Annotated in this window: 27 protein-coding genes; 16 read left to right on the top strand and 11 right to left on the bottom strand. The window is 69.6% G+C overall.

What is annotated here, in order from left to right:
- The first annotated feature begins 35 nt into the window (after positions 1-35).
- Positions 36-2,051, top strand: a complete 2,016-nt coding sequence (locus LH076_RS12690; RefSeq protein WP_227781103.1) for a thioredoxin domain-containing protein — start codon at positions 36-38, stop codon at positions 2,049-2,051.
- Positions 2,048-3,220 (top strand): sensor domain-containing diguanylate cyclase, encoded by a 1,173-nt coding sequence (locus LH076_RS12685; RefSeq protein WP_227781101.1) that lies wholly within the window; start codon positions 2,048-2,050, stop codon positions 3,218-3,220. Before LH076_RS12690 ends, LH076_RS12685 begins: the two co-directional genes overlap by 4 nt.
- Positions 3,221-3,260: 40 nt before the next feature.
- Here LH076_RS12685 and trhA read toward each other — a convergent pair whose 3' ends face one another.
- Entirely contained in the window at positions 3,261-4,004 is a 744-nt protein-coding gene (gene trhA / locus LH076_RS12680) for a PAQR family membrane homeostasis protein TrhA (protein ID WP_227781100.1), read from the bottom strand.
- Positions 4,005-4,119: 115 nt separating this feature from the next.
- Here trhA and LH076_RS12675 point away from each other — a divergent pair, with 115 nt between their 5' ends.
- The 3 genes from LH076_RS12675 to LH076_RS12665 all read left to right on the top strand — a co-directional run bounded on the left by LH076_RS12675 (position 4,120) and on the right by LH076_RS12665 (position 7,340).
- Positions 4,120-4,851, top strand: a complete 732-nt coding sequence (locus LH076_RS12675; RefSeq protein WP_265333846.1) for an isoprenyl transferase — start codon at positions 4,120-4,122, stop codon at positions 4,849-4,851.
- Between the two features lie 276 nt (positions 4,852-5,127).
- Complete coding sequence (locus tag LH076_RS12670) at positions 5,128-6,447, top strand: PhoH family protein (protein WP_227781098.1); 1,320 nt, start codon at positions 5,128-5,130, stop codon at positions 6,445-6,447.
- 149 nt (positions 6,448-6,596) lie between these two features.
- Positions 6,597-7,340, top strand: a complete 744-nt coding sequence (locus LH076_RS12665; protein ID WP_227781096.1) for a lytic transglycosylase domain-containing protein — start codon at positions 6,597-6,599, stop codon at positions 7,338-7,340.
- 13 nt (positions 7,341-7,353) lie between these two features.
- Here the strand turns inward: LH076_RS12665 and LH076_RS12660 are convergent, their stop codons facing one another.
- On the bottom strand, positions 7,354-7,533 hold the full coding sequence (locus tag LH076_RS12660) for a hypothetical protein (protein WP_227781095.1): 180 nt from the start codon (positions 7,531-7,533) through the stop codon (positions 7,354-7,356).
- Between the two features lie 148 nt (positions 7,534-7,681).
- On the opposite strand from LH076_RS12660, the gene LH076_RS12655 reads away from it, so the two are divergent.
- Positions 7,682-8,533: a DUF559 domain-containing protein gene (locus tag LH076_RS12655; protein ID WP_227781094.1), complete on the top strand. Its 852-nt coding sequence runs from the start codon at positions 7,682-7,684 to the stop codon at positions 8,531-8,533.
- Positions 8,534-8,607: 74 nt separating this feature from the next.
- Here LH076_RS12655 and LH076_RS12650 read toward each other — a convergent pair whose 3' ends face one another.
- Positions 8,608-10,002: a class II fumarate hydratase gene (locus LH076_RS12650; protein WP_227781093.1), complete on the bottom strand. Its 1,395-nt coding sequence runs from the start codon at positions 10,000-10,002 to the stop codon at positions 8,608-8,610.
- Positions 10,003-10,029: 27 nt separating this feature from the next.
- Positions 10,030-11,034 carry a GGDEF domain-containing protein gene (locus tag LH076_RS12645; protein ID WP_227781092.1) on the bottom strand — a complete coding sequence of 335 codons (1,005 nt, stop codon included), beginning with the start codon at positions 11,032-11,034 and terminating at the stop codon, positions 10,030-10,032.
- 87 nt (positions 11,035-11,121) lie between these two features.
- Between LH076_RS12645 and LH076_RS12640 the strand changes: the two genes are divergently transcribed.
- Positions 11,122-11,781 carry a spermidine synthase gene (locus LH076_RS12640; RefSeq protein ID WP_227781091.1) on the top strand — a complete coding sequence of 220 codons (660 nt, stop codon included), beginning with the start codon at positions 11,122-11,124 and terminating at the stop codon, positions 11,779-11,781.
- Positions 11,782-11,796: 15 nt separating this feature from the next.
- Here LH076_RS12640 and LH076_RS12635 read toward each other — a convergent pair whose 3' ends face one another.
- Positions 11,797-13,482, bottom strand: coding sequence for a fumarate hydratase (locus LH076_RS12635; RefSeq protein WP_227781090.1), 1,686 nt, complete (start codon positions 13,480-13,482; stop codon positions 11,797-11,799).
- 152 nt (positions 13,483-13,634) lie between these two features.
- Between LH076_RS12635 and LH076_RS12630 the strand changes: the two genes are divergently transcribed.
- The 4 genes from LH076_RS12630 to LH076_RS12615 are packed head-to-tail and all read left to right on the top strand — an operon-like array spanning position 13,635 to position 17,481.
- Positions 13,635-14,744: an ABC transporter substrate-binding protein gene (locus LH076_RS12630; protein WP_227781089.1), complete on the top strand. Its 1,110-nt coding sequence runs from the start codon at positions 13,635-13,637 to the stop codon at positions 14,742-14,744.
- A 45-nt stretch (positions 14,745-14,789) separates the two neighbouring features.
- Positions 14,790-15,644, top strand: coding sequence for an ABC transporter permease (locus tag LH076_RS12625; protein ID WP_227781088.1), 855 nt, complete (start codon positions 14,790-14,792; stop codon positions 15,642-15,644).
- Complete coding sequence (locus tag LH076_RS12620; RefSeq protein WP_227781086.1) at positions 15,641-16,432, top strand: ABC transporter permease; 792 nt, start codon at positions 15,641-15,643, stop codon at positions 16,430-16,432. Before LH076_RS12625 ends, LH076_RS12620 begins: the two co-directional genes overlap by 4 nt.
- Positions 16,429-17,481, top strand: coding sequence for an ABC transporter ATP-binding protein (locus LH076_RS12615; protein ID WP_227781085.1), 1,053 nt, complete (start codon positions 16,429-16,431; stop codon positions 17,479-17,481). Before LH076_RS12620 ends, LH076_RS12615 begins: the two co-directional genes overlap by 4 nt.
- 97 nt (positions 17,482-17,578) lie before the next feature.
- Here the strand turns inward: LH076_RS12615 and LH076_RS12610 are convergent, their stop codons facing one another.
- Together LH076_RS12610 and glpX are read right to left on the bottom strand one after the other, a co-directional pair.
- Positions 17,579-18,472, bottom strand: coding sequence for an alpha/beta fold hydrolase (locus LH076_RS12610; RefSeq protein WP_227781084.1), 894 nt, complete (start codon positions 18,470-18,472; stop codon positions 17,579-17,581).
- Complete coding sequence (glpX, locus tag LH076_RS12605; RefSeq protein ID WP_227781083.1) at positions 18,469-19,494, bottom strand: class II fructose-bisphosphatase; 1,026 nt, start codon at positions 19,492-19,494, stop codon at positions 18,469-18,471. The genes LH076_RS12610 and glpX overlap by 4 nt, the downstream gene beginning before the upstream one ends.
- Before the next feature lie 36 nt (positions 19,495-19,530).
- On the opposite strand from glpX, the gene LH076_RS12600 reads away from it, so the two are divergent.
- Positions 19,531-20,136 (top strand): DUF4245 domain-containing protein, encoded by a 606-nt coding sequence (locus LH076_RS12600; RefSeq protein ID WP_227781082.1) that lies wholly within the window; start codon positions 19,531-19,533, stop codon positions 20,134-20,136.
- Positions 20,137-20,139: 3 nt separating this feature from the next.
- On the opposite strand, the gene LH076_RS12595 is transcribed toward LH076_RS12600, so the two are convergent.
- Positions 20,140-20,340 (bottom strand): exodeoxyribonuclease VII small subunit, encoded by a 201-nt coding sequence (locus LH076_RS12595; protein WP_227781081.1) that lies wholly within the window; start codon positions 20,338-20,340, stop codon positions 20,140-20,142.
- Entirely contained in the window at positions 20,333-21,586 is a 1,254-nt protein-coding gene (gene xseA / locus LH076_RS12590) for an exodeoxyribonuclease VII large subunit (RefSeq protein WP_227781080.1), read from the bottom strand. Before xseA ends, LH076_RS12595 begins: the two co-directional genes overlap by 8 nt.
- Positions 21,587-21,687: 101 nt before the next feature.
- Between xseA and LH076_RS12585 the strand changes: the two genes are divergently transcribed.
- Positions 21,688-23,148 carry an MFS transporter gene (locus LH076_RS12585; protein ID WP_227781079.1) on the top strand — a complete coding sequence of 487 codons (1,461 nt, stop codon included), beginning with the start codon at positions 21,688-21,690 and terminating at the stop codon, positions 23,146-23,148.
- Between the two features lie 3 nt (positions 23,149-23,151).
- Here the strand turns inward: LH076_RS12585 and LH076_RS12580 are convergent, their stop codons facing one another.
- Both LH076_RS12580 and LH076_RS12575 read right to left on the bottom strand, forming a co-directional pair.
- Positions 23,152-24,159 carry a helix-turn-helix transcriptional regulator gene (locus tag LH076_RS12580; protein WP_227781077.1) on the bottom strand — a complete coding sequence of 336 codons (1,008 nt, stop codon included), beginning with the start codon at positions 24,157-24,159 and terminating at the stop codon, positions 23,152-23,154.
- Positions 24,160-24,232: 73 nt separating this feature from the next.
- Positions 24,233-24,607 carry a hypothetical protein gene (locus LH076_RS12575; protein WP_227781076.1) on the bottom strand — a complete coding sequence of 125 codons (375 nt, stop codon included), beginning with the start codon at positions 24,605-24,607 and terminating at the stop codon, positions 24,233-24,235.
- 10 nt (positions 24,608-24,617) lie between these two features.
- On the opposite strand from LH076_RS12575, the gene LH076_RS12570 reads away from it, so the two are divergent.
- Genes LH076_RS12570 through LH076_RS12560 form a run of 3 tightly spaced genes read left to right on the top strand, consistent with a single transcriptional unit; the run spans position 24,618 to position 26,480 of the window.
- The gene (locus LH076_RS12570) at positions 24,618-24,848 is read left to right on the top strand and encodes a hypothetical protein (protein WP_227781075.1); all 231 of its coding nucleotides are present in this window, start codon (positions 24,618-24,620) and stop codon (positions 24,846-24,848) included.
- A gap of 10 nt (positions 24,849-24,858) precedes the next feature.
- On the top strand, positions 24,859-25,857 hold the full coding sequence (locus LH076_RS12565; RefSeq protein WP_227781074.1) for a 4-hydroxy-3-methylbut-2-enyl diphosphate reductase: 999 nt from the start codon (positions 24,859-24,861) through the stop codon (positions 25,855-25,857).
- Positions 25,857-26,480, top strand: coding sequence for an L-threonylcarbamoyladenylate synthase (locus tag LH076_RS12560; protein ID WP_227781073.1), 624 nt, complete (start codon positions 25,857-25,859; stop codon positions 26,478-26,480). Before LH076_RS12565 ends, LH076_RS12560 begins: the two co-directional genes overlap by 1 nt.
- The last annotated feature ends 15 nt before the right edge of the window (positions 26,481-26,495 follow it).

The following is a 26,495-nucleotide window of genomic DNA, read 5'->3' as shown; positions in this document are numbered from 1 at the left end:
GCGATGCATATTCGCACTGGCGGAAGGTGGCAGGCATGGCCGACAGATTGGCTAGCGCGACAAGCCCGTATTTGCTCCAACACGCGGAGAATCCAGTGGATTGGTGGGAGTGGGGGCCCGAAGCGTTCGCCGAGGCAAAGCGCCGTGATACACCAATTCTGTTGTCGGTCGGCTACGCCGCCTGTCACTGGTGCCACGTCATGGCTCATGAGTCGTTCGAGGACGAGTCGACGGCGGCGTACATGAACGAGCACTTCGTCTCGATCAAGGTCGACCGGGAGGAACGGCCCGACGTGGACGCGGTCTACATGGCCGCGACGACGGCGCTGACCGGGCAGGGCGGGTGGCCGATGACGGTCTTCCTCGATCACGAGGGCTCGCCGTTCTTCGCCGGCACGTACTTCCCGCCGCGACCGGCGCACGGTATCCCGGCCTTCACGCAGCTCCTGCAGGCGCTCTCCGACGGCTGGGTGAACCGGCGCGACCAGATCGACCAGGTGGCGGCGAACGTGCGGGAGCACCTCGCGCAGGGCAGTGGTCTCGATACGGCCGCTGGCGCGTCCTACTCGACGAGCGAAGCAGTCGAGGCGTTGGCGGAGCAGTTCGACCCAGCGGCCGGCGGATTTGGCGGAGCACCGAAGTTCCCGCCGTCGATGGTGCTCGAGTTCCTCCGCCGCAGCAGCGGCGACAAGGCCCGGATGATGCTGAACCGGACCGTGGCGGCGATGGCGGGCGGCGGGATATACGACCAGATCGGTGGCGGCTTCGCGCGCTACTCGGTCGATCGCGGCTGGGTGGTGCCGCACTTCGAGAAGATGCTCTACGACAACGGCCTGCTCCTCGGCCTCTACGCGCGCCTCGGCACCGATCTGGGCGACCGCATCGCCGGAGAGACGGCCGACTTCATGATCCGCGAGCTGCGCACACCCGAAGGCGGTTTCGCCAGCGCCCTGGACGCCGACTCCGAGGGGGAGGAGGGCCGCTTCTATGTCTGGACGCCGGCCCAGCTCACCGAGGCGCTCGGCGTCGAGCGCGGGCAATGGGCGGCCGAGGTCTTCGACGTCACCGAGGCCGGCACCTTCGAGCACGGTACGTCGACACTCCAGCTGAGACATGCGCCGACTGACCCGGACGAGCTGAGACGACTCAGCGAGGTGAAGGCTCGACTCCTCGACGTCCGTGCACAACGCGTCCGGCCGGCACGGGACGACAAGGTCGTCGCGGCTTGGAACGGGCTGGCGATCAGCGGGCTGGTCGACGCCGGACTCCGTCTTGGACGTGAGGACCTGATCGAGGTGGCGGTCAAGGCGGGCGAGGTTCTGGTGGCAATCCATTCGCAGGGTGAATGGAACTGGAACCCAGAGGAGCCGGAGTCATGCACCCTCCGGCTGCTTCGCGTCTCCCGCGACGGGGCGGCAGGCAAACACGCCGGCGTGCTGGAGGACTACGGCTGCGTGGCCCAAGCCTTCCTCGACCTCGCGCGAGCCACGGTCGACGCGGATTGGCTCGCGAGGGCCACAGCGCTCCTCGACTCGGCGCTCGCACGATTCGACGCAGGCGACGGCGGCTTCTTCGACACGGCCGCCGATGTGCCCGCCGCCGAGCGCCTGTTGATCCGGCCGCGGGACGCGTCCGACAACGCGAGCCCGTCGGGCACGAGCGCGATGATCCACGCACTGGTGACTGCGCATGCGCTGACGGGCGAGAGCCGGTTCAGGGAGGGGGCGGAGGCGGCCCTGACCACGACGAGCCAGCTCATGGAGAAGGCCCCACGATTCGCCGGTCACAGCCTCACCGCCGCCGCCCTCCTCGAGCATGGCCCCGAGGAGATCGCGGTCGTCGGCCCGCTCGGGCCGGCGCGTGACGAGCTCGTCCGTGCCGCCATGGCCCGACCCGGAGGGATCGTGGCCGTCGCTGGCGAAGCCACTCCGGAGATTCCGCTGCTCGCCGACCGCCATGCCAAGGACGGCAGCCCGACGGCGTACGTCTGCCGTGGTTTCGTCTGTCTCGCTCCGGTCACCACGGTGGAGGATCTGACGAAGATCGTGTGAGGGCCCTACGGTGGGTGCGGCGGCAGTACGACGAGGGGGTCTCGATGGAGGTGGCGGCAGCGATCGCCGTGGGCCTCGCGGCCGTCCTCGTCATCGTCTCCTTCGCGCGGACCCCGCAGGCCGCCGGCTGGCCCTGGATCGGCCTGATCAACGTCGCGGTCCTGGGGTGGTGCTGGTGCGCGTACCTCGACACCCGTGACGGGGGCACGTCGACGCAGGTCCACGGGGTCTGGTTCGCGTTCGTCTCCTTCACGACGATCGGCATGTACCTCTTCGCCCGCCGTGCCGTGGGCGTTCCCGGGCACCCGCGCGCGGCGCTGCTCGTCCTGCTGGCGCTCGAGCCGGTCCTCCTCGTGGCGCTGAGCTTCGCCGACGTCCCGTGGTGGGAGCGGCAGTTCACCCTCGACGCCGGCTTCGGCGGCGGCCGTGGCGTGGGCTATCTCGTCCACGGCGTCTTCAACATCGCGCTGATCGTCCTCGCCGCGGCCATGCTCGGCCGCCGTGCCGACTACAGCCGCGGCCTCCTGCGCTGGTCCCTGTACGGCATCATCGCGGCCGCCGTGCTCGGCGTCGCGCTGCAGGCCGTCGGCGCCGACCTGATGCAGTGGTCGGCGCTCGCCACCGGGCTGTCGGTGCACTTCGCCTATGCCGAGCTCTCCCGCGACCCCTACGCCGCCGTCGACCCGGTGGAGATCGACGCGCTCACCGGCGTGCTCAACCGCGCCGGCCTCGAACGGCTCCTCATCGGCGCGGTCGAGCGAGCGGAACGCTACGGCGAGGCGCTGGCGCTGATGCTCATCGACATCGACAAGTTCAAGTCCTTCAACGACACCCGCGGACACCTCGCCGGCGACACCGTGCTCACCACCACCGCCCGGCGGCTCGCGGGGCTGGTGGGCCGCGGTGGGAGTGTGGCGCGCTTCGGTGGCGACGAGTTCGTGATCTTCGTGACCGGGCTCGACGTCGCCCACGCCGTCTCCTTCGCCATGCAGACGGTCGCCGCCGCCTCGGAGCCCATCGACGCCCCCGGCGGTCCACTCCGGCCCACGGTCAGCGTCGGTGTGGCGACGTACCACGGGGGCACCGCTACCGACCTGATCGCCCGCGCCGACGAGGCGATGTACGACGCCAAGGCCCGCGGCGGCGACACCTTGGCCGTCCGCGCCTGACCCGTCGCGCTGACCCGTCGCGCTGATCCGTCGAGCGGACTCAGCGCACGGCGTACGTCGCCAGCGAGACTCCCGTGTAGTGGGCCGCGAACGCGAGGATCGTGAAGACGTGGAAGACCTCGTGGAAGCCGAACCACTGCGGCCACGGGTTGGGCCGCCGGAAGCCGTAGACGACGCCGCCCAGCGTGTAGAGCGCTCCGCCGACGCAGATCAGCGTGAAGACCGCGACGCCGATGCCGACCCCGAGCGCAGTGGCGCCGTGGAAGAAGGCCGGGATGAAGAAGATCGCCGCCCAGCCCATCGCGATGTAGATCGGCACGTAGAGCCAGCGCGGCGCATGTGTCCAGAAGATCCGGAAGAAGACCCCGGCCAGGGCGCCTCCCCACACGAGCGACAGCAGCGTCGTACGGGTGTGACCGTGGAGCAGCAGCAGGGTGAAGGGCGTGTAGGAGCCGGCGATCAGCACGAAGATGTTCGCGTGGTCCCAGCGCTTGAGGACAGCATGAGCGCGACCGCGCCAGGTGCCGCAGTTGTAGACCGCGGAGACGCTGAAGAGCAGGAGCGAGGAGACGCCGAAGACCGCCGCCCCGATGCGCGGCGCCCCTGAGGGTGCGAGCACGTAGAGCACGATGCTCGCGGCCAGGATGAGGGGCACGCTGCCGGCATGGGGCCAGCCGCGCAGCTTCGGCTTGATCTCCGCGAGACGCTGGCTCGCCGTCTCCACCGCGTCGTCGACGAAATCCGAGACGCGGTCGCGGAACTCCCCGGCTCGTGCGCTGTTCATGCGGAGACCGTACCCGCCACTCGATGACCCCATGCTTCGACGCGATTAGGCTGGCGGGGTGGCTGACTGGAAGGACGGCGTCCGCAGGACGCTCTACCCCGCCTACGAGGCGCGGATGCTCCGTCGGCTTCCTCCGGAGACGCTGCCCAAGCACGTCGGTGTGATGCTCGACGGCAACCGCCGCTGGGCCAAGGCCGTCGGCCGCGACACGGCCCACGGACACCGCGTCGGCGCCGCCAACATCGAGCCGCTCCTCACGTGGTGTGAGGAGGTCGGCATCGAGATCGTCACGCTCTGGCTGCTCTCGACCGACAACCTCAACCGCCCCGAGGCCGAGCTCGTCCCGCTGCTGGCGATCATCGAGGAGGCGGTCGACTCCCTGGCCGATCAGCGTCGCTGGCGGATCCATCCGGTCGGCGCGCTCGACCTGCTTCCCTCCCGCACGGCGGAGCGGCTCAAGGCCGCCGCCGAGGCGACCCGCGACGTCGACGGCCTGCTGGTCAACGTCGCCGTCGGGTACGGCGGTCGCCGTGAGATCGCCGACGCCGTCCGTTCCCTCCTCGCGGAGCACATCAGCCGCGGCACCTCGCTCGAGGAGCTCGCGCAGGACCTCACCCCCGAACACATCGCCGACTCCATCGAGGGCCACCTCTACACCGCAGGCCAGCCCGACCCTGACCTTGTCATCCGTACGTCGGGCGAGCAGCGTCTCGGTGGCTTCCTGCTCTGGCAGTCGGCCAAGTCGGAGTTCTACTTCTGCGAGGCGCTCTGGCCCGACTTCCGTCGTGTCGACTTCCTCCGCGCGCTCCGCGACTATGCCCGCCGCGAGCGCCGCCTCGGCCGCTGAGGCACTCGGCGCCGAAACAAACTGTTCACCGGTGAAATGCGGCGTGTTGCCGCGCAACGTTGGATGCCCGGCGTACGTTCGCTGCATCGGTGGGCGGGGAAGCCCATCGAAGCCAGGAGGCCCGTTCGTGAGCGTTCACGACCTGATCACACACCACGCCGAGGCGTGCTGTGGTGAGGGAGGCCGCCACCCCGGCCTTCGGGTTCCTTCCCGGTCCATCTGCATGAACTGAGGCCGGGCGAGGGGTGTGCGCGCGGTCGTGATGGGGTGAATCGCGTGGCCAAGTCGCCGCAGAAGCCGGCCGTCAAGACCTATGTCCTGGACACGAGCGTGCTGCTCGCGGATCCGGGCGCGCTCAAGCGTTTCGCTGAGCACGAGGTCGTCCTCCCAGTCGTCGTGGTGACGGAGTTGGAGGGCAAACGTCACCACCCCGAGCTGGGTTTCTTCGCGCGGACCGCGCTGCGCACCCTCGACGACCTCCGGATCTCGCACGGCCGTCTCGACGCCCCGGTCCCGATCGGCGACGAGGGCGGCACACTCCGGGTCGAGCTCAACCACACGTCGCCCGACGCCCTGCCGTCCGGCTTCCGCCTCGGCGACAACGACACCCGCATCCTCGCGGTGGCGAAGAACCTCGCCGACGAGGGTTGCGACGTCGTCCTGGTCTCCAAGGACCTGCCGCTGCGGATCAAGGCCTCCGCGGTCGGCCTCGAGGCCGAGGAGTACCGCGCCGAGACCATCTCCGACTCCGAGGTCGGCTGGTCCGGCATGGTCGAGCTCGAGCTCGCCTCCGCCGACCTCGACGAGTTGTACGACGACGGCGTGATCGACCTCGATGCGGGCCGTGAGCTCCCGGTCAACACCGGTCTCGTGCTGCTCTCCGACCGCGGCACGGCACTCGGTCGCGTCGGCGCCGACAAGATGGTCCACCTGGTGCGCGGCGACCGCGAGGCGTTCGGCGTCCACGGCCGTTCGGCCGAGCAGCGGATCGCGCTGGAGATGCTGCTCGACCCCGAGGTCGGGATCGTGTCTCTGGGTGGTCGTGCCGGCACCGGCAAGTCGGCCATGGCGATCGCGGCCGGTCTCGAGGCCGTCATGGAGCGTCGCCAGCACAAGAAGGTCGTCGTCTTCCGGCCGCTCTTCGCGGTGGGTGGTCAGGAGCTCGGTTACCTGCCGGGCTCCGAGGCCGAGAAGATGGGCCCCTGGGCGCAGGCGGTCTTCGACACGCTCGGTGCGATGACGTCGCAGGACGTGATCGACGAGATCGTCGACCGCGGGATGCTGGAGGTGCTGCCTCTCACACACATCCGTGGTCGCTCGCTGCACGACGCGTACGTGATCGTCGACGAGGCCCAGTCCCTCGAGCGCAACGTGCTCCTGACGGTGCTCTCCCGCATCGGTCAGGGCTCGAAGGTGGTCCTCACCCACGACGTCGCCCAGCGGGACAACCTGCGGGTCGGTCGCCACGACGGCGTGGTCGCCGTGGTCGACAAGCTCAAGGGGCACCCGCTGTTCGCCCACGTCACGCTGACCCGCTCGGAGCGCTCGCCGATCGCGGCCCTCGTGACCGAGATGCTGGAGAACTACGTGCTGTGACTCCTGTGCCTTCTGTGACTGCAGAGACCTAAGGGGCCCTGCGTGACAGAAATCTTCCACAGATAGTCGTGTTCGGTTTGCGGCCCCCACCGTGCTCAGGCATGGTGGGGGCCGACTTGCACGACGATGAAGGTTTGAGGGGACACAGAGTGGGGAAGCACGCCGCGCCGCGCCGCCGCGCCGAGCGCACCGTGTCGACCCCCTCTCGCACCGCAGTCCCCGCCTTCATCGAGATCTCCGAGGCGCCGGTCGTACCGGCTCCGCGCGTCACGCAGGGCGGCAAGCGCAAGGCGGTCAAGCCGCCCCGTCAGGCCTCGCACACCGTCGTACGCGCCACCGCGATCCTCGGCGGCGTGGCCGCTGCCGCGACCGGTGCCGTCGTGGTCGGCGGCGTAGCCGCTGGCGGGGAGGGCGTCGTCAACGCCGCCGCCACCATCAGCAGGCCGACGACCTCGGCGACCGTGACCCGCACGCCCGAGCTCTCCCGCTCGAGTGACCGCCGCGCGGCCGCCGACCCGGCCAAGGCGGCCTCGCTCGCGGCTGCTGCCGCCACCGACGTGCAGGCAGTGACCCAGACGGTCGACGCGGCCGACGGTGATCCGAAGGCGATCGCGTCGGCCCTCCTCGGCGACTTCGGCTGGAGCGGCGACCAGTTCGGCTGCCTCGACAGGCTCTGGACCCGAGAGTCCGGCTGGCGGGTCAACGCCGACAACCCGTCCTCCAGTGCGTACGGCATCCCGCAGGCCCTGCCCGGCTCCAAGATGGCCTCGGCCGGCCCCAACTGGCAGACGAACCCGATCACCCAGATCAAGTGGGGCCTCGGCTACATCCAGGGCCGCTACGGCTCGCCCTGCGGCGCATGGGGCCACAGCGAGAGCTACGGCTGGTACTAGGCCTCCCGCGGGCTCACTTCTTCTGGTCGTTGTCGCGCTCGTTCTCCTTGGGCGCGCCGCCCGGGTCGGAGCCTCCCTCCGGCACGGTGTCGCCGGCATCGGTCTCCTGGCCGTCGAAGCTCTGGACCTCGGAGACCTGGCCCTCGGACTGGTCCTGATCGGTGGCGGCGTTCTGGTCGGGCTGTTCAGTCATGCAGACGTCGTACCCACCCAGCGGCGGTTCTTGCGGCGCAGAGATGCGACACGCCGCACGGTACGGCGTGTCGCGCTCGTGGGCCGCACGAACGGACGCCTGTGGATGAGCGAGGACGACGCGGATGGAACTCGGGCACCATCCCGGCATGCACCCGGTCGAACTCGCGCAGGTCAATGGCGGACTGGTCGGTACAGCGGTCCTGATGCGCAACTGCGGCCGAAAGGCCGTCCGTCGGGCACTGCGCGAAGGCCTGCTGGTGCACGTGGGTCGAGATCGCTACGCCCTACCCACGACCGACGAGGCGCTGGAGATCGCACGGTCGAGCAACGGTTACCTGCTCTACGAGAGCGCGGCGCTCCACTGGGGCTGGGAGGTGCGGCTGCCACCGGTCCTGCCGAAGGTCGGCGTTCCTCGCGGCAGGCCGGCACCGGCGGGGACGGTGCGGGTCGACGTACGTCGGGAGGCGCTCGATGGATGGGCGACCGGCAGGCTCCAGACGGCCCTGATGTGTGCTGCGGACCTCCCCTTCGCCGACGGACTCGCGGTCGTCGACTCGGCTCTCCGCCATCAGGATCTGACCGAGCAGGACCTGCGGGACGGGGCCCTCGCCTTGCCCGGTGAGCGCGGGGTTCGGGCACGGCACGTCGTTCGATTGGCGAGCGGCCTGGCTGCGAATCCGTTCGAGTCGGCGCTGCGGGCCTGCGCGGTCGAGTCCGGGCTCGAGGTCGTACCTCAGTTCCGGATGCAGGTCGGTGACCTCGTCTTTCACCCCGACCTCGCCAATCCGCTCCTGGGCATCGCCATCGAAGCGGAGTCCTGGGAGTTCCACGGCAAGGTCCGGGCAGAGTTCAACCGGGACTGTGCGCGCTACTCCGCCATGACGTCGATCGGTTGGCGCGTCCTGCGGTTCACCTGGCGCGAAGTGATGCGTGAACCCGAGAAGGTGGTTTCCACGATCCGCGCCACGGCGGAACTCGCCAGGACGTGCACGTGCTGATGTCCGTTCTTGCAGCCGGATCTGACGACACGCCGGGAATGTCGGCGTGTCGCCACGGTGGGGCTCAGGAACCGTCAGGGGTGGGTCATGGACTCGACGTCGAGGAGCGTGTCGAGCTGGGCCTCGGTGACCTCGCCGCTGCTGACGTGCCCCTCGAGCACCACGGCCTCGCGGATCGTGATGCCCTCGGCCAGCGCGCGCTTGGCGATCTTCGCGGCGGCCTCGTAGCCGACGTACTTGTTGAGCGGCGTGACGATGGAGGGGGAGGACTCGGCGTAGGCGCGCATGCGCTCGACGTTGGGGACGATGCCGTCGATCGTGCGCTCGGCGAGGACGGTCATCGAGTTCGCGAGGAGGCGGATCGACTCGAGCACGCTGCGCGCCATGACCGGCATCGCGACGTTGAGCTCGAAGGAGCCGGACGCGCCGGCGGCGGTGACGGTCGCGTCGTTGCCGATCACCTGGAAGGCGACCATGAGCGTCGCCTCGGGCAGGACCGGGTTCACCTTGCCGGGCATGATCGAGGAGCCCGGCTGCAGGTCGGGCAGGTGGATCTCGGCGAGTCCGGTCGTCGGGCCGGACGACATCCAGCGCAGGTCGTTGTTGATCTTGATCAGCCCGACGGCGAGCGTCTTGAGCACGCCGGAGAGCTCGACGAGCGAGTCACGCGTGCCCTGGGCCTCGAAGTGGTTCCTTGCCTCCGTGAACGGCTCGTGCGTCGACTCGGAGAGCGACTCGATCACCCGCTGGGGGAAGCCGGCAGGGGTGTTGATGCCGGTGCCGACCGCGGTGCCACCGAGCGGCAGCTCCCGCACCCGGGGGAGTACGGCGTCGAGCCGCTCCTGCGCATAACGGATCGTCGCCGCATAGCCGCCGAACTCCTGCCCGAGCGTCACCGGCGTGGCGTCCATGAGGTGAGTGCGGCCGGACTTCACCGCACCGGAGAACTCGACCGCCTTGGCCTCCAGGCTCGCCGCGAGCCGGTCGATCGCGGGCCGCAGCTGTTCCCGGACGGCCAGGGCGGCCGCGACGTGGATGGCCGTGGGGAAGGTGTCGTTGGACGACTGCGACGCGTTGACGTGGTCGTTGGGATGGACCTCGATGCCCTCGCGAAGAGCGAGCGAGGCGATGACCTCGTTGGCGTTCATGTTCGACGAGGTGCCGGAGCCGGTCTGGAAGACGTCGATCGGGAACTGGTCGTCGTACTCGCCGGCGGCGATGATCGCGGCGGCGGCATCGATGGCGTCGGCCTGCTCGCGGGTGAGGACGCCGAGCTCGGCGTTGACCCGGGCGGCAGCTGCCTTGACGTGCGCGATCGCGTGGATCAGCTCGGGCTCCAGCGGCGTGCCGGAGATCGGGAAGTTCTCGACGGCGCGCTGGGTCTGTGCCCGCCACAGCGCGTCGACGGGGACCGTCACCTCTCCCATGGAGTCGTGTTCGATCCTGAATCCATCGTTTGAGGAAGTCACATCCCCATAGCACCACGAGGGTGGTTGTTATGCCCCGGACGGCTCGGGACGGAAGACGCTGACCCGGTTCCGGCCGGCCGCCTTCGCCTCGTAGAGCGCGGTGTCGGCGCGGCTCATCAGGGTGGTTGTCGTGACGTCCTCCACCCGCAGGTCGGCCATCATGACGACCCCGGCGGAGGCCGAGACGGCAGCGCTCGCCTCACCGAAGCGCAACGCCTCCTGCCGTACGGCGTCCACGATCCGTTCCGCCACCGCGACCGCCTCGACGGGCTCGGCGCGGTGGAGCAGCACGAGGAACTCGTCCCCGCCCTGTCGCGAGATGACGTCGGTGTCGCGGAGTGCCGCGCGCATCGCGTCGCTCACGGCGATCAGGAGCCGGTCACCGGCGTCGTGGCCGAGCGAGTCGTTGACCTCTTTGAAGTGGTCGAGGTCGACGTACAGCAGTGCACCCTCGGAGACGTTGCTGCGGCACAGCTCGAGGTGCTGGATGAAGGCCTTCTCGAAGCCTCGCCGATTGGCCAGGCCGGTGAGCGGGTCCTGCTCGGACATCAGCCGGTAGCGCTCCTGGGCTCGCGTCAGGGCCGCCTCGGTCTCCCGCTTCTGGGTCGCGTCACGGAGCGCCGCGACGGTGACCCGCCCGGCCGAGGTCTCGACCGGTCCGAGGCTGATCTCCACGGGGATGTCGTGGCCGTCCTTGTGGCGGGCGGCGAGGTGGAGGCCGCTGCCCATCGACCGGCGGGCCGGACGCGACTGGAATCCTTCGCGCAGCGCCGAGTGCCGTGGGCGCACCGAGTCGGGCACCAGCATGTCGACATGCCGGCCGACGAGCTCGTCGATCTGATAGCCGAGCAGCTCGACCATCCCGGCGTTGGCGTAGCGGATCAGCCCGTCCGCGCCGACGACGACCGTGGCGTCGGGCGCGGCGTCGAGGAACGCGCGGACATCCCGCGACGAGGGCGCGGTGGAGCGACCGAGCACACCGGACAACGCTCCGAGCAGCGTCGACAGGACAGGAATCCTGGCGACCCCCACCGCGACACACCTCCCGCGGATTACCGTAGACGCTCGCAAGCCGCCGTGTGGGGCATTCGAGACACCTGACCACTAGCCTCTGTCGACGTGGATGAGGTTGCCCGAAGCGTCTCTGATCGTGGCGAACTGGTGCTACGGATGCGGGAGGACGGATCCCTCGAACTGCGGGCCAACGGGGTCTTCGTGATGGACACCGTCGAGACGTCGACCGAGGTCGCGCTCGCGACCCGGGCGCTCGCGCTGCACCACGACCCGCGGGAGGTGCTGGTCGGCGGGCTGGGACTGGGCTTCACCCTCGAGGCGATCCTCGCCGACGAGCGGGTGTACCGCGTGACGGTGGTCGAACTCGAGGCCGCCCTCGTGACCTGGATGAGCGAGGGGACGATTCCGTTCGGTCCGTCGCTGCTCTCCGATCCACGCGTGGTGGTGGAGACCGCCGACGTCGCGCACTACCTCCGGGTCGCGCCGCCGTCCCACTACGACCTGGTGCTGCTCGACGTCGACAACGGCCCGGGCTACCTGGTGCATGAGGCCAACGGCGACCTCTACCGCGAGCCGCTGCTCGAGGAGTGCCGCCGCGTCACCCGCCCCGGAGGTTCGACGGTGATCTGGAGCGCCTCCGAGGCACCGGAGCTGCTGACGGCGATGGAGGCCGTCTTCGGGCGCTGGCGGGCCGAGGCCGTCGCCTTCCCGGTCGAGCTGCAGGGTCGCGAGGAGCAGTACTGGCTGTACGTCGGCCACGTCTGACCCGCGGCGACGGTGCTACTGCGCGGAGCGGACCCGGATCCCCGTCAGGGGGACGGTCACGGAGCCGGCGGGATCTGTGAAGAAGTCGTTGCCCTTGTCGTCGACGACGATGAAGGCCGGGAAGTCCTCAACCTCGATCTTCCAGATCGCCTCCATGCCGAGCTCCGCGTACTCCAGCACCTCGACGGACCGGATGCAGTCCTGCGCGAGCCGGGCGGCCGGGCCGCCGATGGAGCCGAGGTAGAACCCGCCGTGGGCATGGCAGGCCTCGGTCACCGCCTTGGAGCGGTTGCCCTTGGCCAGCATGACCATCGAGCCGCCGGCGGCCTGGAACTGGTCGACGTAGGAGTCCATCCGGCCGGCCGTGGTCGGGCCGAACGAGCCGCTCGCCATGCCCGAGGGCGTCTTGGCCGGGCCGGCGTAGTAGACCGGGTGGTCCTTCATGTACTGCGGCATCCCGTCGCCGGCATCGAGGCGCTCCTTGAGCTTCGCGTGGGCGATGTCGCGGGCCACGACCAGCGGGCCGGTGAGCGAGAGGCGCGTCTTCACCGGGTGCTTCGACAGCTCGGCCAGGATCTCCTCCATCGGCAGCGACAGGTCGATCGGGACGACCTCGCCGCCCTCGATGAGGTGCTGCTCGGTGGTGTCGGGGAGGTACTGCGCCGGGTCGGTCTCGAGCTGCTCGAGGAAGACGCCCTCGGCGGTGATCTTGCCCAGTGCCTGGCGGTCGGCCGAGCAGGAGACGGCGATCGCCACAGGCAGGGAGGCGCCGTGGCGGGGGAGGCGCACGACCCGCACGTCGTGGCAGAAGTACTTGCCGCCGAACTGCGCGCCGATCCCGAAGCCCTGGGTCAGCTTGAAGATCTCGTCCTCGAGCTTGGGGTCGCGGATGCCGTGGCCCGCCACCGTGCCGGTCGTCGGCAGGTGGTCGAGGTAGTGCGCCGAGGCGAGCTTGGCGGTCTTGAGCGCGTGCTCGGCGCTCGTGCCGCCGATCACCACGGCGAGGTGGTAGGGCGGGCACGCCGCCGTACCGAGGGACTTGAGCTTCTCGTCGAGGAACTGCAGGAGGCGCTCGGGGTTCAGGATCGCCTTCGTCTCCTGGTAGAGGAAGGACTTGTTGGCCGAGCCGCCACCCTTGGCCATGAAGAGGAAGTGGTACTCCGGCTTGTCCGTTCCCGGCGTGGAGTAGAGCTCGATCTGGGCCGGCAGGTTGTTGCCCGTCGGCTTCTCGTCGTACGTCGTGATCGGCGCCATCTGGGAGTACCGCAGGTTGAGCGAGGTGTAGGCGTCGAAGATGCCGCGCGCGACCGTCTCGGCGTCGTCGGTGCCGGTGAGGACGCCCTCGGACTTCTTGCCCATCACGATCGCGGTGCCGGTGTCCTGGCACATCGGCAGCACGCCGCCGGCGGAGATGTTGACGTTCTTCAGCAGGTCGAGTGCGACGAAGCGGTCGTTGCCCGACGCCTCCGGGTCGTCGATGATCTTGCGCAGCTGGGCGAGGTGCGCCGGGCGCAGATAGTGCTGGATGTCGTGGATCGCCTCGTAGGTGAGGCGGCGGATCGCCTCGGGATCGACCTTGAGGAAGGTACGGCCGTCGACCTCCATCGTGGAGACTCCCTCGGCGGTGACGAGCCGGTAGGGCGTGTCGTCGTGATGCGCGGGAAGCAGGTCGGAGTACTGGAACTCAGGTGCGGTCGCCACGGTCGGCAAGCCTAACCAAGCGCATACGTTCGCCGGGATTCGCCCCGTGTCCGTCGCCTCCCGGATGCGCTACGTTGCCGAGTGCTTCACCAGGTGCCGACAGTCTCCGCCCTCGGAATACCCGAGATCCCGAACCCCGATAGGGAGCAACAGTGAAGATCCGTACCTCGCTCGTCGCGATCGCAGCATTCGCGAGCGTCACCAGCCTTGCCGCGTGCGGCGCACCGGAGAAGAAGGCCGACGACTCGTCGGCCTCCGCGGCCACCGCCGCATCGGCCGACGACCTCGGCGGCCTCGGCAAGCTCCAGGCCGCAGCCGAGAAGGAGGGCGCGCTCACGACGATCGCGCTGCCCCACGACTGGGCGAACTACGGCAAGATCATCGACGGCTTCAAGGCGAAGTACCCCAAGATCAAGGTCACCGAGCTGAACCCCGGTGCGGGCTCGCAGGACGAGGTCGACGCGATCAAGGGCCTGCCGAACGACCCCGACGTGCTCGACGTCGGCCAGGCCGTGGCCTACGCCAACTTCGACAAGTTCGCGCCCTACAAGGTGGCCAACTTCGACACCATCCCGGACAACCTCAAGGACCCCGACGGCACAGTGGTCAACGACTACTCGGGTTACATGGCCATCGGCTACGACTCCTCGAAGGTCCCGGCAATCACCTCGCTGGACGACCTGCTGAAGCCGGCGTACAAGGGCAAGGTCGTCTTCTCGGGCGACCCGACCACCTCGGCCGAGGGCGCCAACTCGGTGCTCTACGCCGCGCTGATCAAGGGCGGCAGCACGGACGACATCCAGCCGGGTCTGGACTTCATGAAGCAGATGAAGAAGGCCGGCACGTTCAACCCGGTCGAGGTGAGCAAGGACACGCTGGCCAACGGCACCACGCCGGTCGTCTTCGGCTGGGGCTACAACCAGCTCTCCTACGCCTCCGCGATCCCCACGTGGAAGGTCTGGGCCTCTGACCAGGTCGGCCTCGCCGGTCCCTACTTCCAGGCGATCAACAAGGACGCTCCGCACCCGGCGGCTGCCCGCCTGTGGGAGGAGTACCTCTACTCCGACGACGTGCAGAACCTCTTCCTCGCCGGCGGTGCCGTCCCGGCCCGTATCGACGACATGACCAAGGCCGGATCGGTGGACTCCGCCGCGCAGGCTGCGCTGCCGAACACGCCGGCGAACGTCACCGTCCCGACCGTGGACCAGACCGAGAAGGTCGGCACCCAGCTGGCCGCCGGCTGGGCCAAGGCCATCGGCTGACGCTGTCGGTCTGACAGAACAAACAGGAGAGCAGGGCGGGCACAGGTGACACGTCTCCGGCGTTGGTTGCCCGCGCTCGCCCTGCTGCCGTTCCTGGCCTACGTCTTCGCGTTCCTCCTGGAGCCGACGATCGAGGTGCTCGTCGGCGCCTTCCAGGACAAGGACGGCGCCTGGACGTTCGACAGTCTCGGTGGTGTCTTCGACCCGGTGCTGCTCACCGCCCTGCGGCACTCGGTCATCCTCGCCGTGACCAGCGCCATCGGGGGCGCGGTGCTCGGGGCGATGCTCGCGGCCGTCGTCGTCTCGATGCCGGCACACAGCCTGCTGCGTCGCTGGATCATGGGCATGGCCGGCGTCTTCGCGCAGTTCGGGGGCGTCACGCTCGCCTTTCTCTTCATCTCGACCTTCGCGGCCAACGGCTTCCTCACCCGCTGGGCCGACGCGCAGTTCGGCATCGACCTGTACGGCGGCAACTGGATCGCCACGCTCAAGGGCCTGATCGTCATCTACCTGTACTTCCAGATCCCGCTGATGGTGATCGTCTTCATCCCGGCGCTGGAGGGCATGCGCCAGGAGTGGCGTGAGGCGGCGGTCAACCTCGGGGCGACCCGTTGGCAGTACTTCGTCCAGGTCGTCGTACCGGTCCTGCGGCCGGCCTTCCTCGGGGCCTTCCTGCTGCTCTTCGCCAACGGCTTCGCGGCCTACGCGACGGCGGCGGCGATGATCCAGCAGGGCACCCTGATCCTGCCGATGGCGATTCGGTCGTCGCTCTCCAGCGAGGTCTCCCTCGGACACGAGCACCTCGCCTATGCGGTGGCCTTGGAGATGGTGGTCATCGTGGCCCTCGTCATGTTCGCCTACTCCGTGCTGCTCAAGCGGACGTCGAGGTGGCTCTCATGACCCGCCTCCTGCGTGGCCTCGTCCTCGCCGCCTTCGGGCTCTTCTTCTTCGTGCCGCTGTGGTCGATGGTCGACTACTCCCTGCGGGACTTCTTCCACGGTGGCCGGCTGACGCTGGACCACTGGAAGGCGATCTTCACCCTCGACTCCCTGGTCCAGCCGCTGATCACCTCGCTCGAGATGTCCGCGCTGACCGTCGCGCTCATGCTGGTGCTGCTGCTCCCCACGATGATCTGGGTCCGGCTCCGCGTCCCGCAGGCGACGCGGCTCGTGGAGTTCCTCTGCCTGCTCCCGCTGACGATCCCGCCGATGGTGATCGTGGTCGGGATGACCAATGTCTACTCGTGGGTCTACTACCTGATCGGCTTCGGTCCACTGACGCTGACGTTCATCTACGTGATCCTCGTGCTGCCCTACTCCTACCGGGCGGTCGACTCGGCACTGTCCGGCATCGACGTCACGACGCTGGCGGAGGCCGCCCGCTCGCTGGGCGCCGGTTGGTTCACGGTCATCGCGCGGGTGATCAGTCCCAACATCCGCACCGGCGTCGTCTCGGCCGTGTTCCTGACGATCTCGCTCGTGATGGGGGAGTACACCGTCGCGATCCTGATGGGTTTCACCACGCTCCCCACCGCGCTCAACGAGGTGCGTGCCGACGACGGCGGTGCGGCGATGGCGATGTCGTTCGCCATCATGCTCGTACTGTCGCTGCTCATGGTGGTGATGATGGCCTTCAGCGGTCGTCGTGATCGGCCCGTGCTCGCGCTCACCCTGAAGGAAGACAAATGACCATGGCTGCTGGCTCCGCTGTCGGCTCGGGGACACCCGTCGACTTCAAGGACGTGAAGCGCTACTACGGTGACGTCCAAGCGCTGGACGGGCTCAACCTCACGATCGAGCCCGGCGAGTTCATCGCGCTGCTCGGTCCCTCGGGATGTGGCAAGACGACGGCGCTCAGGATCCTAGCGGGGCTCGACATCGCGACGTCCGGCCATGTCGTCGTCGGTGGTCGCGACGTCACCCGCGTGCCGGCCAACAAGCGCGACATGGGGATGGTCTTCCAGGCCTACTCGCTCTTCCCGCACCTGACGGTGGCGGAGAACGTCGCCTTCGGGCTCAAGCTGCGCGGTCGCTCCAGGTCCGAGCGGACCAAGCGGGCCGGCGACATGCTGGACCTGGTGGGCCTCGGCCAGCACGGCTCGCGCTATCCGCGGCAGCTCTCCGGTGGCCAGCAGCAGCGGGTCGCACTCGCGCGGGCGCTGGCGATCGAGCCCTCGGTCCTCCTGCTCGACGAGCCGCTCTCGGCGCTCGACGCCAAGGTCCGCGTCCAGCTCCGCGACGAGATCCGCCGCATCCAGCTCGAGGTCGGCACCACGACCCTCTTCGTGACCCACGACCAGGAGGAGGCGCTCGCCGTCGCCGACCGGGTGGGCGTCATGAACGCCGGTCGCCTCGAGCAGCTCGCCTCACCGTCGGTGCTCTACTCCTCGCCGGCGACGCCCTTCGTCGGCTCCTTCGTCGGGCTCTCCAACCGCATCCCCGCCACCGTCTCGGGCGGTACGGCGACAGTGCTGGGTCAGCAGTTGCCGACTCTCGCGGGCTCCGCGACGACCTCCGGCTTCGCCCTGGTCCGCCCCGAGTCGGTCTCGGTCACTGCCGGATCAGGCGCGAGCGTCGTGGCGGTGTCCTTCCGCGGCCCGATCTCGCAGGTCACGCTCGACATCGACGGCACGCTCGTCGACGCCCAGATCCCCTCGACGGCCGCCGCGCTCCTCGAGGTCGGCCAGCAGGTCGCCGTACAGCTGGACCAGGCGCCCGTGCTCGTCGTCGCCGATTGACGGGCGCCACCAAAGGGTCACCGTGACCTTTCGCGCGGTCGGTGACCTTTCGAAGGGTCACCGACACCTCAAGAGGTCACGGTGACCTTTTGCGGGGTCAGGCGCGGTCGGCGTTGCGGCGGATCGCGGTGATGAAGGTCGGCCAGAGCGGCTCGGGCAGGTCGTGGCCCATGCCCTTGATCAACAGCAGCTCGCTGCCGGGGATCGCCATGGCGGTTGCACGACCGCCGGAGACGTGGACCATCTTGTCGCTGAGGCCGTGGATGACGAGGGTGGGAGCGGTGACGTCGCCGAGGGCGCGCGTGCGGTTGGGCTGGGTGAGGATCGCGAGGGTCTGTCGTCCGGTGCCGGACTGGCTGACGCCGTACTCCCAGGTGTCCTCCGCACGCTTCCGGATCGACTCGGGGGCGTCGGCGTAGGCGGGGGAGCCGATCAGGCTCCACATCCGCGCCGCGTGCGTGTAGTAGGCCTCCTCACCGCTCTTGGCGGCGAGGATGGTGCGCAGGACAGCCGGGTGCTGCCAGCCGACCAGGCGTCCGCCGGTCGTCGACATGATCGACGTCAACGACAGCACGCGCGACGGATGCTCGATCGCCATGGTCTGCACGATCATCCCGCCCATCGACATGCCGACGATGTGGGCGCGGTCGATGCCGAGGGCCGTGAGCAGGCCGATGCCGTCGGCGGCCATGTCGGAGACGGTGTACGGCGGTTTCACCTTGAGGCCGAGGAAGGCCCGCACCACCTGAGACTGCTTGACCTTGGCGCGGATCTTGGTCGACCGGCCGGCGTCACGGTTGTCGTAGCGGATGACGTAGAAGCCGGCGTCGGCGAGCTGCGCACAGAACTCGGAGTCCCACCAGGTCATCGGTCCGCCGAGGCCCATGACGAGGAGCAGCGGCTCCGCCTCGGGGGAGCCGAAGGTCTCGTAGGCGATCTCCAGATCCCCTACGGCGGCGGTGCCCTTCGTCCCGGTGGTCGCGCCGCTCACTGGCCGAAGTCGATGGCCGAGTAGGCCTGGAGCTTGGAGAGCTGGTGCTCGGAGGTGATCTTGCGGATCGTGCCGGAGCGGCTGCGCATCACGAGCGAGTCCGTGAGGACCGAGCCGCCGGGGCCGAAGTGGACGCCCTTCATCAGGTCGCCGTCGGTGATGCCGGTGGCGACGAAGAAGCAGTCGTCGCCGGTGACGAGGTCGTTGGTGTGCAGGACGAAGTCGGGGTCGAGGTTGTGGCCGGCGTCGAGGGCCTTCTGCCGCTCGTCGTCGTCCTTCGGCCACAGGCGGCCCTGGATCGTGCCACCCATGGCCTTCATCGCGCAGGCCGCGACGATGCCCTCGGGTGTGCCGCCGATGCCGAGCAGCAGGTCGACGCCGGAGCCGATGCGCGCGGCCGAGATCGCGCCGGCGACGTCGCCGTCGACGATGAAGCGGATCCGGGCGCCGGTGGCCCGGATCTCCTCGGCGAGCTTCTCGTGCCGCGGACGGTCGAGCAGGATCACGGTGACGTCGGAGGGCTTGGAGCCCTTGGCCTTGGCGACCGCCTCGATGTTGGCGGCGACGGGCATGCGGATGTCGACGACATCGGCCGCCTCGGGCCCGGTGACGAGCTTCTCCATGTAGAAGACGGCGCTCGGGTCGTACATCGTGCCGCGCGGCGCGACCGCCATGACCGCGACCGCGTTGTTCATGCCCTTGGCCGTCAGGGTGGTGCCGTCGATCGGGTCGACGGCGACGTCGCACTCGGGGCCCGATCCGTCACCGACCCGCTCGCCGTTGTAGAGCATGGGGGCGTTGTCCTTCTCGCCCTCGCCGATGACGACGGTGCCGTTCATCGCGACGGTCGAGATCATCACGCGCATCGCGTTGACCGCGACGCCGTCAGCGCCGTTCTTGTCCCCGCGGCCGACCCAGCGGGCGGCCGCCATGGCCGCTGCCTCGGTCACGCGCACGAGCTCGAGGGCCAGGTTGCGGTCCGGGGTGTGGGCGGGCACGTCCAAGGGCTCGGGCAGGCTCATGTTGGTCACCCTATCGGTCCCTGTGACAATGGATCTGTGACCCAGACCGCCCCGTCTCCCTCTGCGGGACAGCCGACCGAGCCCACCCAGGGCGCCCGTCGCTATCCCCGTACCTTCGGCGGCCTGATCGGCTCGATGGTCGTCGCCGTGATCGCGATCGTCGCCTACTGGGGCATCCAGAACCTCACCCACGACCACCCCGAGGTCAAGCTCGACGCCGTCGCCTACACCGAGACGGTCGGCACGGTGCAGGAGGCCGGGTACACGGTCGCCTATCCCTCGAGCCTGCCGACGGGCTGGAAGGCGACGTCCGTCCACTTCACGCCCGGCGACCACCCCACCTGGGGTCTCGGCATCCTGACGAAGTCCGGCACGTACGCCGGCGTCGCGCAGGCCGACGTCGACCTGAGCAGCCTCCTGACGACGTACGTCGACAAGGCGGCCCGCCAGGGCGCCGACGCCACGATACGGAGCCAGATCGGATCGACGTGGTCGACCTGGTCGGACAGCGGCGGCGACCACGCGTTCGCCACCACGATCGACGTCAAGGGCGCCAAGCAGGCGGTGCTGGTCTACGGCTCGGCCCCGGTCGCCGACCTCCGCGACCTTGCGGCGTCGCTCACCACTGCGCCGACGAAGTAGGACTCAGTCGGAGTCATCTTCGAGGGCCGCGTCGAGCTTGGCGCGGGCGCCCTCGAGGAAGGCCTGGCACGTGGTGGCCAGTGCCTCCGCGCGCTGCCAGAAGGCGAGTGAGTCCTCGAGTGTCAGGCCTCCGGCCTCGAGCGCCTGGACGGTCTCGACGAGCTCGGCGCGGGCCTCCTCGTAGGACTGTTTCGGCTCACTCATCGGACTCCTCCTGGGACTGGTCGGGCAGGTCGTCGGCCTCGCTGCGGGTGGTCGTGGACCAGATCCGACCGTCGGCGACGCGCACCATGATCTCCTGCCCGGGCTCGGTCGTCGCGGCCGAGACGAGGTGACCGTCGGCGTCGACGGCGACCGCGTAGCCCCGGCGCAGGGTCTCGAGCGGCGACAGGGCACGCGCCTGGAGCCGCAGCGCGTGGATCTGGTCGCTCGCGCGGTCGAGGCGGTGGCCGACCACGCGCCGCGAGCGGCGGCGCAGCTCGGCCACCTCCTCGAGCCGCAGGTCGATCTGGGTGCGCGGGTCGGCCATCGCCGGCCGCGACCGGATCTGGTCGAGGTGTGCCTGCTCGCGGTCCACGAGCCGGTGAACGGCGGCTCGGGCGCGTGATCGGCCGGCATCGATCAGGGCGAGCTCCTCGGCGACGTCCGGCACCACCCGCTTGGCGGCGTCCGTCGGAGTCGAGGCACGGAGGTCGGCGACGAGGTCGAGCAGCGGTGAATCCGGCTCGTGGCCGATGGCACTCACCACGGCCGTCGTGGCGCGGTGGACGGCACGGATCAGGGCCTCGTCACTGAAGGGCAGCAGGTCCTCCACCGAACCGCCGCCTCGGGCGATGACGATGACGTCGACCTCCGTGTCGGTATCGAGCCGCTCCAAGGCGCCGACGATGTCCGGCACGCAGCGGGTGCCCTGCATGGGGGCGTGGATCACACGGAAGGCGGCGCCGGGCCAGCGTCGGCGTACGTTCTCGAGGACATCCCGCTCGGCGGCCGAGTTCGCGGCGGTCACGAGGCCGATGGTGTGGGGAAGGAAGGGCAGCGGGCGCTTGAGCTCGGCTGCGAAGAGACCCTCGGCCGCGAGGAGCTGGCGGCGCTGCTCGAGCCGGGCCAGGAGGGCGCCGAGGCCGACGGGCCGGATCTCGCGGGCGTAGAGCGACAGCGTGCCGCGGTTGGCGTAGTACGACGGCTTCGCATTGATCACGACGCTCGCGCCCTCGGTGAGGGGAGTGGCGAGCGAGTCGACGACGTGCCGGGGCGCGGTCACCTGGAGGGAGATGTCGGCGACGGAGTCGCGCAGCGTCATGAAGACAGTCGCCATCCCCGGCCTGCGTGAGATCTGCGCGATCTGGCCCTCGACCCACACGCCGCCGAGCCGGTCGATCCACCCGGCGATCGCGTTGGCGATCTGCCGGACGGGTGCCGGCTGCTCGGGGGAGGTCTCAAGCGCCATGCGCGCGACCCTATCGGCCGCCACCGACAACCGGAGTGACATATCCCACGAAGCGGAGAGATTGTCCATTTCTGTGGTTCTTCGGCAGACTATGGATCCTCATGACTGATCTCGCCACACCGGTCCACGACGCCGACATCGCGTCCCACACCTCGCCTGCCCGAGCCCGCCTGGAGCTCCTCCTGGTCGGTACGGCGGCCTTCGCCGTCTCGCTGAGCATGTCGCTCCTCGTGCCGGTGATGCCGCTGCTCTCCGGGCCGAACGGCCTGATCCCGTCGCACCCGAGCCAGGACGCGGCGCAGTGGTTGCTCACCTCGATGCTCATGGCGGGCGCAGTCTCCGTGCCGCTCTTCGGCCGTCTCGGCGACATGTTCGGCAAGCGCCGGATGCTCATCATTGCGACCTCGCTGCTCGTCGTCGGCTCGGTCATCTCGGGGATGACGTCCAATCTGCCGCTGATGATCGCCGGCCGTGCCCTGCAGGGCATGTCGATGCCCGCGATCCCGCTCGGGATCAGCCTCCTCGCCTCACTGCTCCCGCGCGAGCGCGTCGGCAGCGCCGTCGCCCTCATCTCGGCGATGCTCGGTGTCGGCTCCGCACTGGCACTGCCGATCGGCGGTCTCGTCGGCGAGCACACCGACTACCACTGGCTCTTCTGGATCACGGCGGTCGGCGGTGCGGTGGGCGTCATCGGCATCTGGCTGGTCCTGCCGGAGGCGCCCGACCGGTCTCCGGGTCGGATCGACCTGCTCGGCTCCGTGCTCCTCACGGCAGCCCTCGTGACCCTCCTCCTCCCGCTCGCCGAGTCCGCTTCGTGGGGCTGGGGTTCGGCCCGCACGATCGTCCTGCTGGTCGTCTCGGCGCTGCTCTTCGCGGTGCTGGGTCTGGTCGAGTCGCGCACCGCCGTGCCGCTGATCGACCTTGCGGCCCTGTCGCGCAAGCCGATCGTGCTGACGAACATCGCGGCGGTCCTGCTCGGGTTCGCGATGTTCGCGATGATGATCGGGACGGCGTCGTACGTCCAGGCGCCGAAGGCGCTCACCGGCTACGGCTTCGACGCGAGTCTCGTCGTCAGCGGGTTCTGCCTGCTTCCGGCCGGCGGGATGATGCTCCTCCTCTCCTCCTCCGCCGCCCGCCTGATCCACCGGATCGGCGCGCCGAAGACGCTCGCCTTCGGCGCCGTCGTCCTCGCGGTCGGCTGGCTCGTCCGGCTCACGCTGCATGGTCACCTCTGGGAGATCATCGTCGGCACCGCGATCATCGGCGTCGGCATCGCTTTCGGCTTCGCGGCTCTGCCGACCCTGATCAACACGCACACGCCCGTCGCCGAGCTTGCTGCGGCCAACGGCCTCAATGCGCTGGCGCGCTACATCGGCACCTCGCTCGCCTCGGCAGTCGGCGGCTCGATCCTTGCCGGCCACCTGATCGACGGCACAGCGCTGCCGACCTTCGGCGCCTTCCGCGTCATCTTCATCGCCTGCTGTGTCGCCGCCGTCGCGGCCGCGGTCGTGGCGCTGCAGGTCCCGCGTCACCCCGACGTGGATGCGATGCCGGAGCTCTGAGCCTCAGGGGCTCTGGCCGAGGTAGGCCAGCACGGCCAGCACCCGGCGGTTGGCGGCTGAGTCCGCATGCAGGTCCAGTTTGGTGAAGATCGAACTCACGACCGGTTCGACGGTCTTGATGCTCAGGTGCAGCCGCTCGCAGATCGCCTGGTTCGAGAGGCCCTGCGCGATCAGGTCGAGTACCTCGTTCTCCCGTGCGGAGAGGCTGTCCAGGCCGCCTGCCGCCCGACTCTCCTCGACAGGTCCACCGAGCCCGATCCGCTCCATCACCCAGCCCGCCGCGAGCGGCACCAGTGGTGTGGCGAGCAGGCCGGCGCGCGGCGAGTGCCAGATCGCCAGGCCGACGATCAGCGCCGCCACCGCCACCCCGACGGCCACCGCCATCACGGCGAGCTGGCGTCGCAGGATCCCGTTGGCGCTGCGCCACCGCGCGAGCACCACCGCCAGCCACGAGAGCTGGAAGAGGGCGTACGCCGGGTGGGCGATCGCCGACCAGACGCGATCGGCCACGTCGGCGCCGCCGAGGGTCAGCGGATGGCGGCTGAGTCCGGCGGCGTCGTACTCCACCGGCCAGAGGGCGGAGACGAGCGAGCACGCGGCTGCGATGACAGCGACCGCGAGGCCGAACCATCGCCAGCGCCGCGACAGGAACCGTCCTTCCGGGAAGCAGAGGACGGTCCATGTCGTCAGCGCGAGGATCAGGGCCAGCGGCCAGACGCCGAGCCAGCCCCACCATCGGTCGGCGGTCGAGGTGCCCGTGTGGCCGACCTGGCGGCCGAGGAAGAGGACGCCCTCGCTCACGCCCGTGACGGCGAAGAGGAGGCCCTCACCATGCCACGGCCGGCGCAGCAGCAGCCACGCACCGATGCCGCCGAACGCCAGGGCAAGGAGTCCGTTGTGCGCGTTGGCCACCCAGAACCCGCGGGAGAAGCCGGCCACGGCAAGCGCGATGACGGCGCCGAGGGTCAGCAGCGGGACGAGGATGCCGGTAGGCTCCTCCGTGCGGGACATGGAAGACATCGTGGCGGAGATGGGCGCCTCGTGCGGTACAGGGTTTCCCCTGGAGCTCGTTGCCGACGCAGGTTCAGGGAGAACCCCGTCGTCGCCGGTGACCCATCGCGCCGAGGGTCGAGCCATGACCATGACACTCTCGACGCCCGCCGGGCGCCTGCTCACCACGACCCTCGTCCTCGGACCGCTCGCCTTCCTCGCCCTCGACTGCACCTACGCCGCCCGGGGCTGGTGGGACGCCTCCACCGGGATGGCCCACATCCTTGCCGCCGCGCTCTACGGCCTCACCGCGCTCGCGATCATCGTGCGCACCCGCGGCCGGATCCAGGCCGTCCTGCTCGTCATCGCCGTGCTCGGCCTCGTCGGCAACGCGGGGGTCGGCGACGACACGCTGCACGTCGGCCTCGGCGGCAACGACCTCTTCGACGAGGAGGGGCCGGCCGGCCAACCTCTGGAAGATGCTCGGCTTCTTCTTCCCACTGACGTTCCTCGTCGGCGCGGTGGCGCTGCGTCGGCGTACGCCGGTCTGGTGGGCGCCACTGCTCGTCCTCGGCGCCGTGATCTTCCCCGTCGCACACGTCGCCAACATCTCCTGGCTGGCCATCGTCGACGGCGTGATCATGCTCGCAGTCCTCGGCAGCCTGCCGCGGGTGCTCGCCGAGGAGCAGCCGGAGCCCGACCCGACCTAGACTGGCGGGCATGGTCGACCTCGCAGCGCCGCGCGTCCTCACCGACACCGAGAAGCAGGTCCTGCTCGCCTCCCCGCGGGGCTACTGCGCCGGTGTCGACCGCGCGGTGATCACGGTGGAAAAGGCGCTCGACCTGTACGGCGCCCCCGTCTACGTGCGCAAGGAGATCGTGCACAACAAGCACGTCGTGGACGACCTGCGGTCGCGTGGAGCGATCTTCGTCGACGAGCTCGACCAGGTGCCGGCGGGGGAGACGGTGGTCTTCTCCGCGCACGGCGTCTCGCCGGCCGTCCACGCCGACGCCGCGACGCGCGGGCTCAAGACGATCGACGCGACCTGCCCGCTTGTCACCAAGGTCCACCACGAGGCCGTCCGCTTCGCCAAGGAGGACTACGACATCGTCCTCATCGGCCACGCCGGCCACGAGGAGGTCGAGGGCACGATGGGCGAGGCTCCCGGCCACATCCAGCTCGTCGAGCACCCGGCCGACGTCGACAACCTCGTGATCCGCGACCCCGCCCGCGTCGTCTGGCTCTCCCAGACCACGTTGAGCGTCGACGAGACGATGACGACCGTCGCTGCGCTCAAGGCGCGGTTCCCCGAGCTGATCGATCCGCCGAGTGACGACATCTGCTACGCCACGCAGAACCGCCAGGTCGCGATCAAGGAGATCGCCACTGGCGCAGATCTGGTGATCGTGGTCGGCTCCCGAAACTCCTCCAACACCATGCGCCTGGTCGACGTCGCCCTCGAGGCCGGCGCCCGCGCGGCCCACCGCGTCGACGACGCCACGGAGATCGAGGAGGCTTGGCTCGACGGCGTCGAGACGGTCTCGGTCACGTCCGGCGCGTCCGTGCCGGAGTCCCTCGTCGAGGGCGTGCTCGCATGGCTCGCCGAGTGCGGCTACCCCGACGCCCGTGCCGTGACCAGCGCCGAGGAGTCGCTCGTCTTCGCGCTCCCGCCGGAGCTGCGTCGCGACATCAAGAAGGCTTCTGTGAGGAGCAACTGATGGCCCGGTACGTCGACATCCACCCCGACAACCCCCAGCCGAGGCTCATCGCCCAGGTCGTCGAGGCCCTGCGCAACGACGAGGTCATCGCCTACCCGACCGACTCCGGCTACGCGCTCGGTGCCCGCATCGGTTCCAAGGACGGACGCGATCGGATCCTGTCGATCCGCGACCTCGACGACAAGCACCATTTCACCCTCGTGTGTCGCGACTTCAGCCAGCTCGGCCAGATGGTGCACGTCGACAACTCGGCGTTCCGCGCGATCAAGTCCGCGACGCCGGGGCCCTACACATTCATCCTGCCGGGCACGCCCGAGGTGCCGCGTCGGCTGCTCCACCCGAAGAAGAAGACCGTCGGCGTGCGGATCCCCGACCACGTCGTCGTGCAGGCGATCCTCGAGGAGCTCGGCGAGCCGCTGCTCTCCTCGACGCTGATCATGCCCGGCGAGACTGAGCCGCGCACCAGCGGATGGGACGTCAAGGAGACGCTTGACCACGTCGTCGACATCGTCATCGAGACCGGTGAGGACACTCCCGCCGAGCCGACCACCGTCGTCGACTGGAGTGACGGCACTCCCGAGGTGGTCCGCGTCGGAGCCGGCGACCCCGACCGCTTCGCCTGACGGCGCGTTGGCGAA

This window comes from Nocardioides sp. Kera G14, from assembly GCF_020715565.1.
GTDB lineage: Bacteria > Actinomycetota > Actinomycetes > Propionibacteriales > Nocardioidaceae > Nocardioides.
This window is presented reverse-complemented; position numbering and strand designations above follow the sequence as displayed.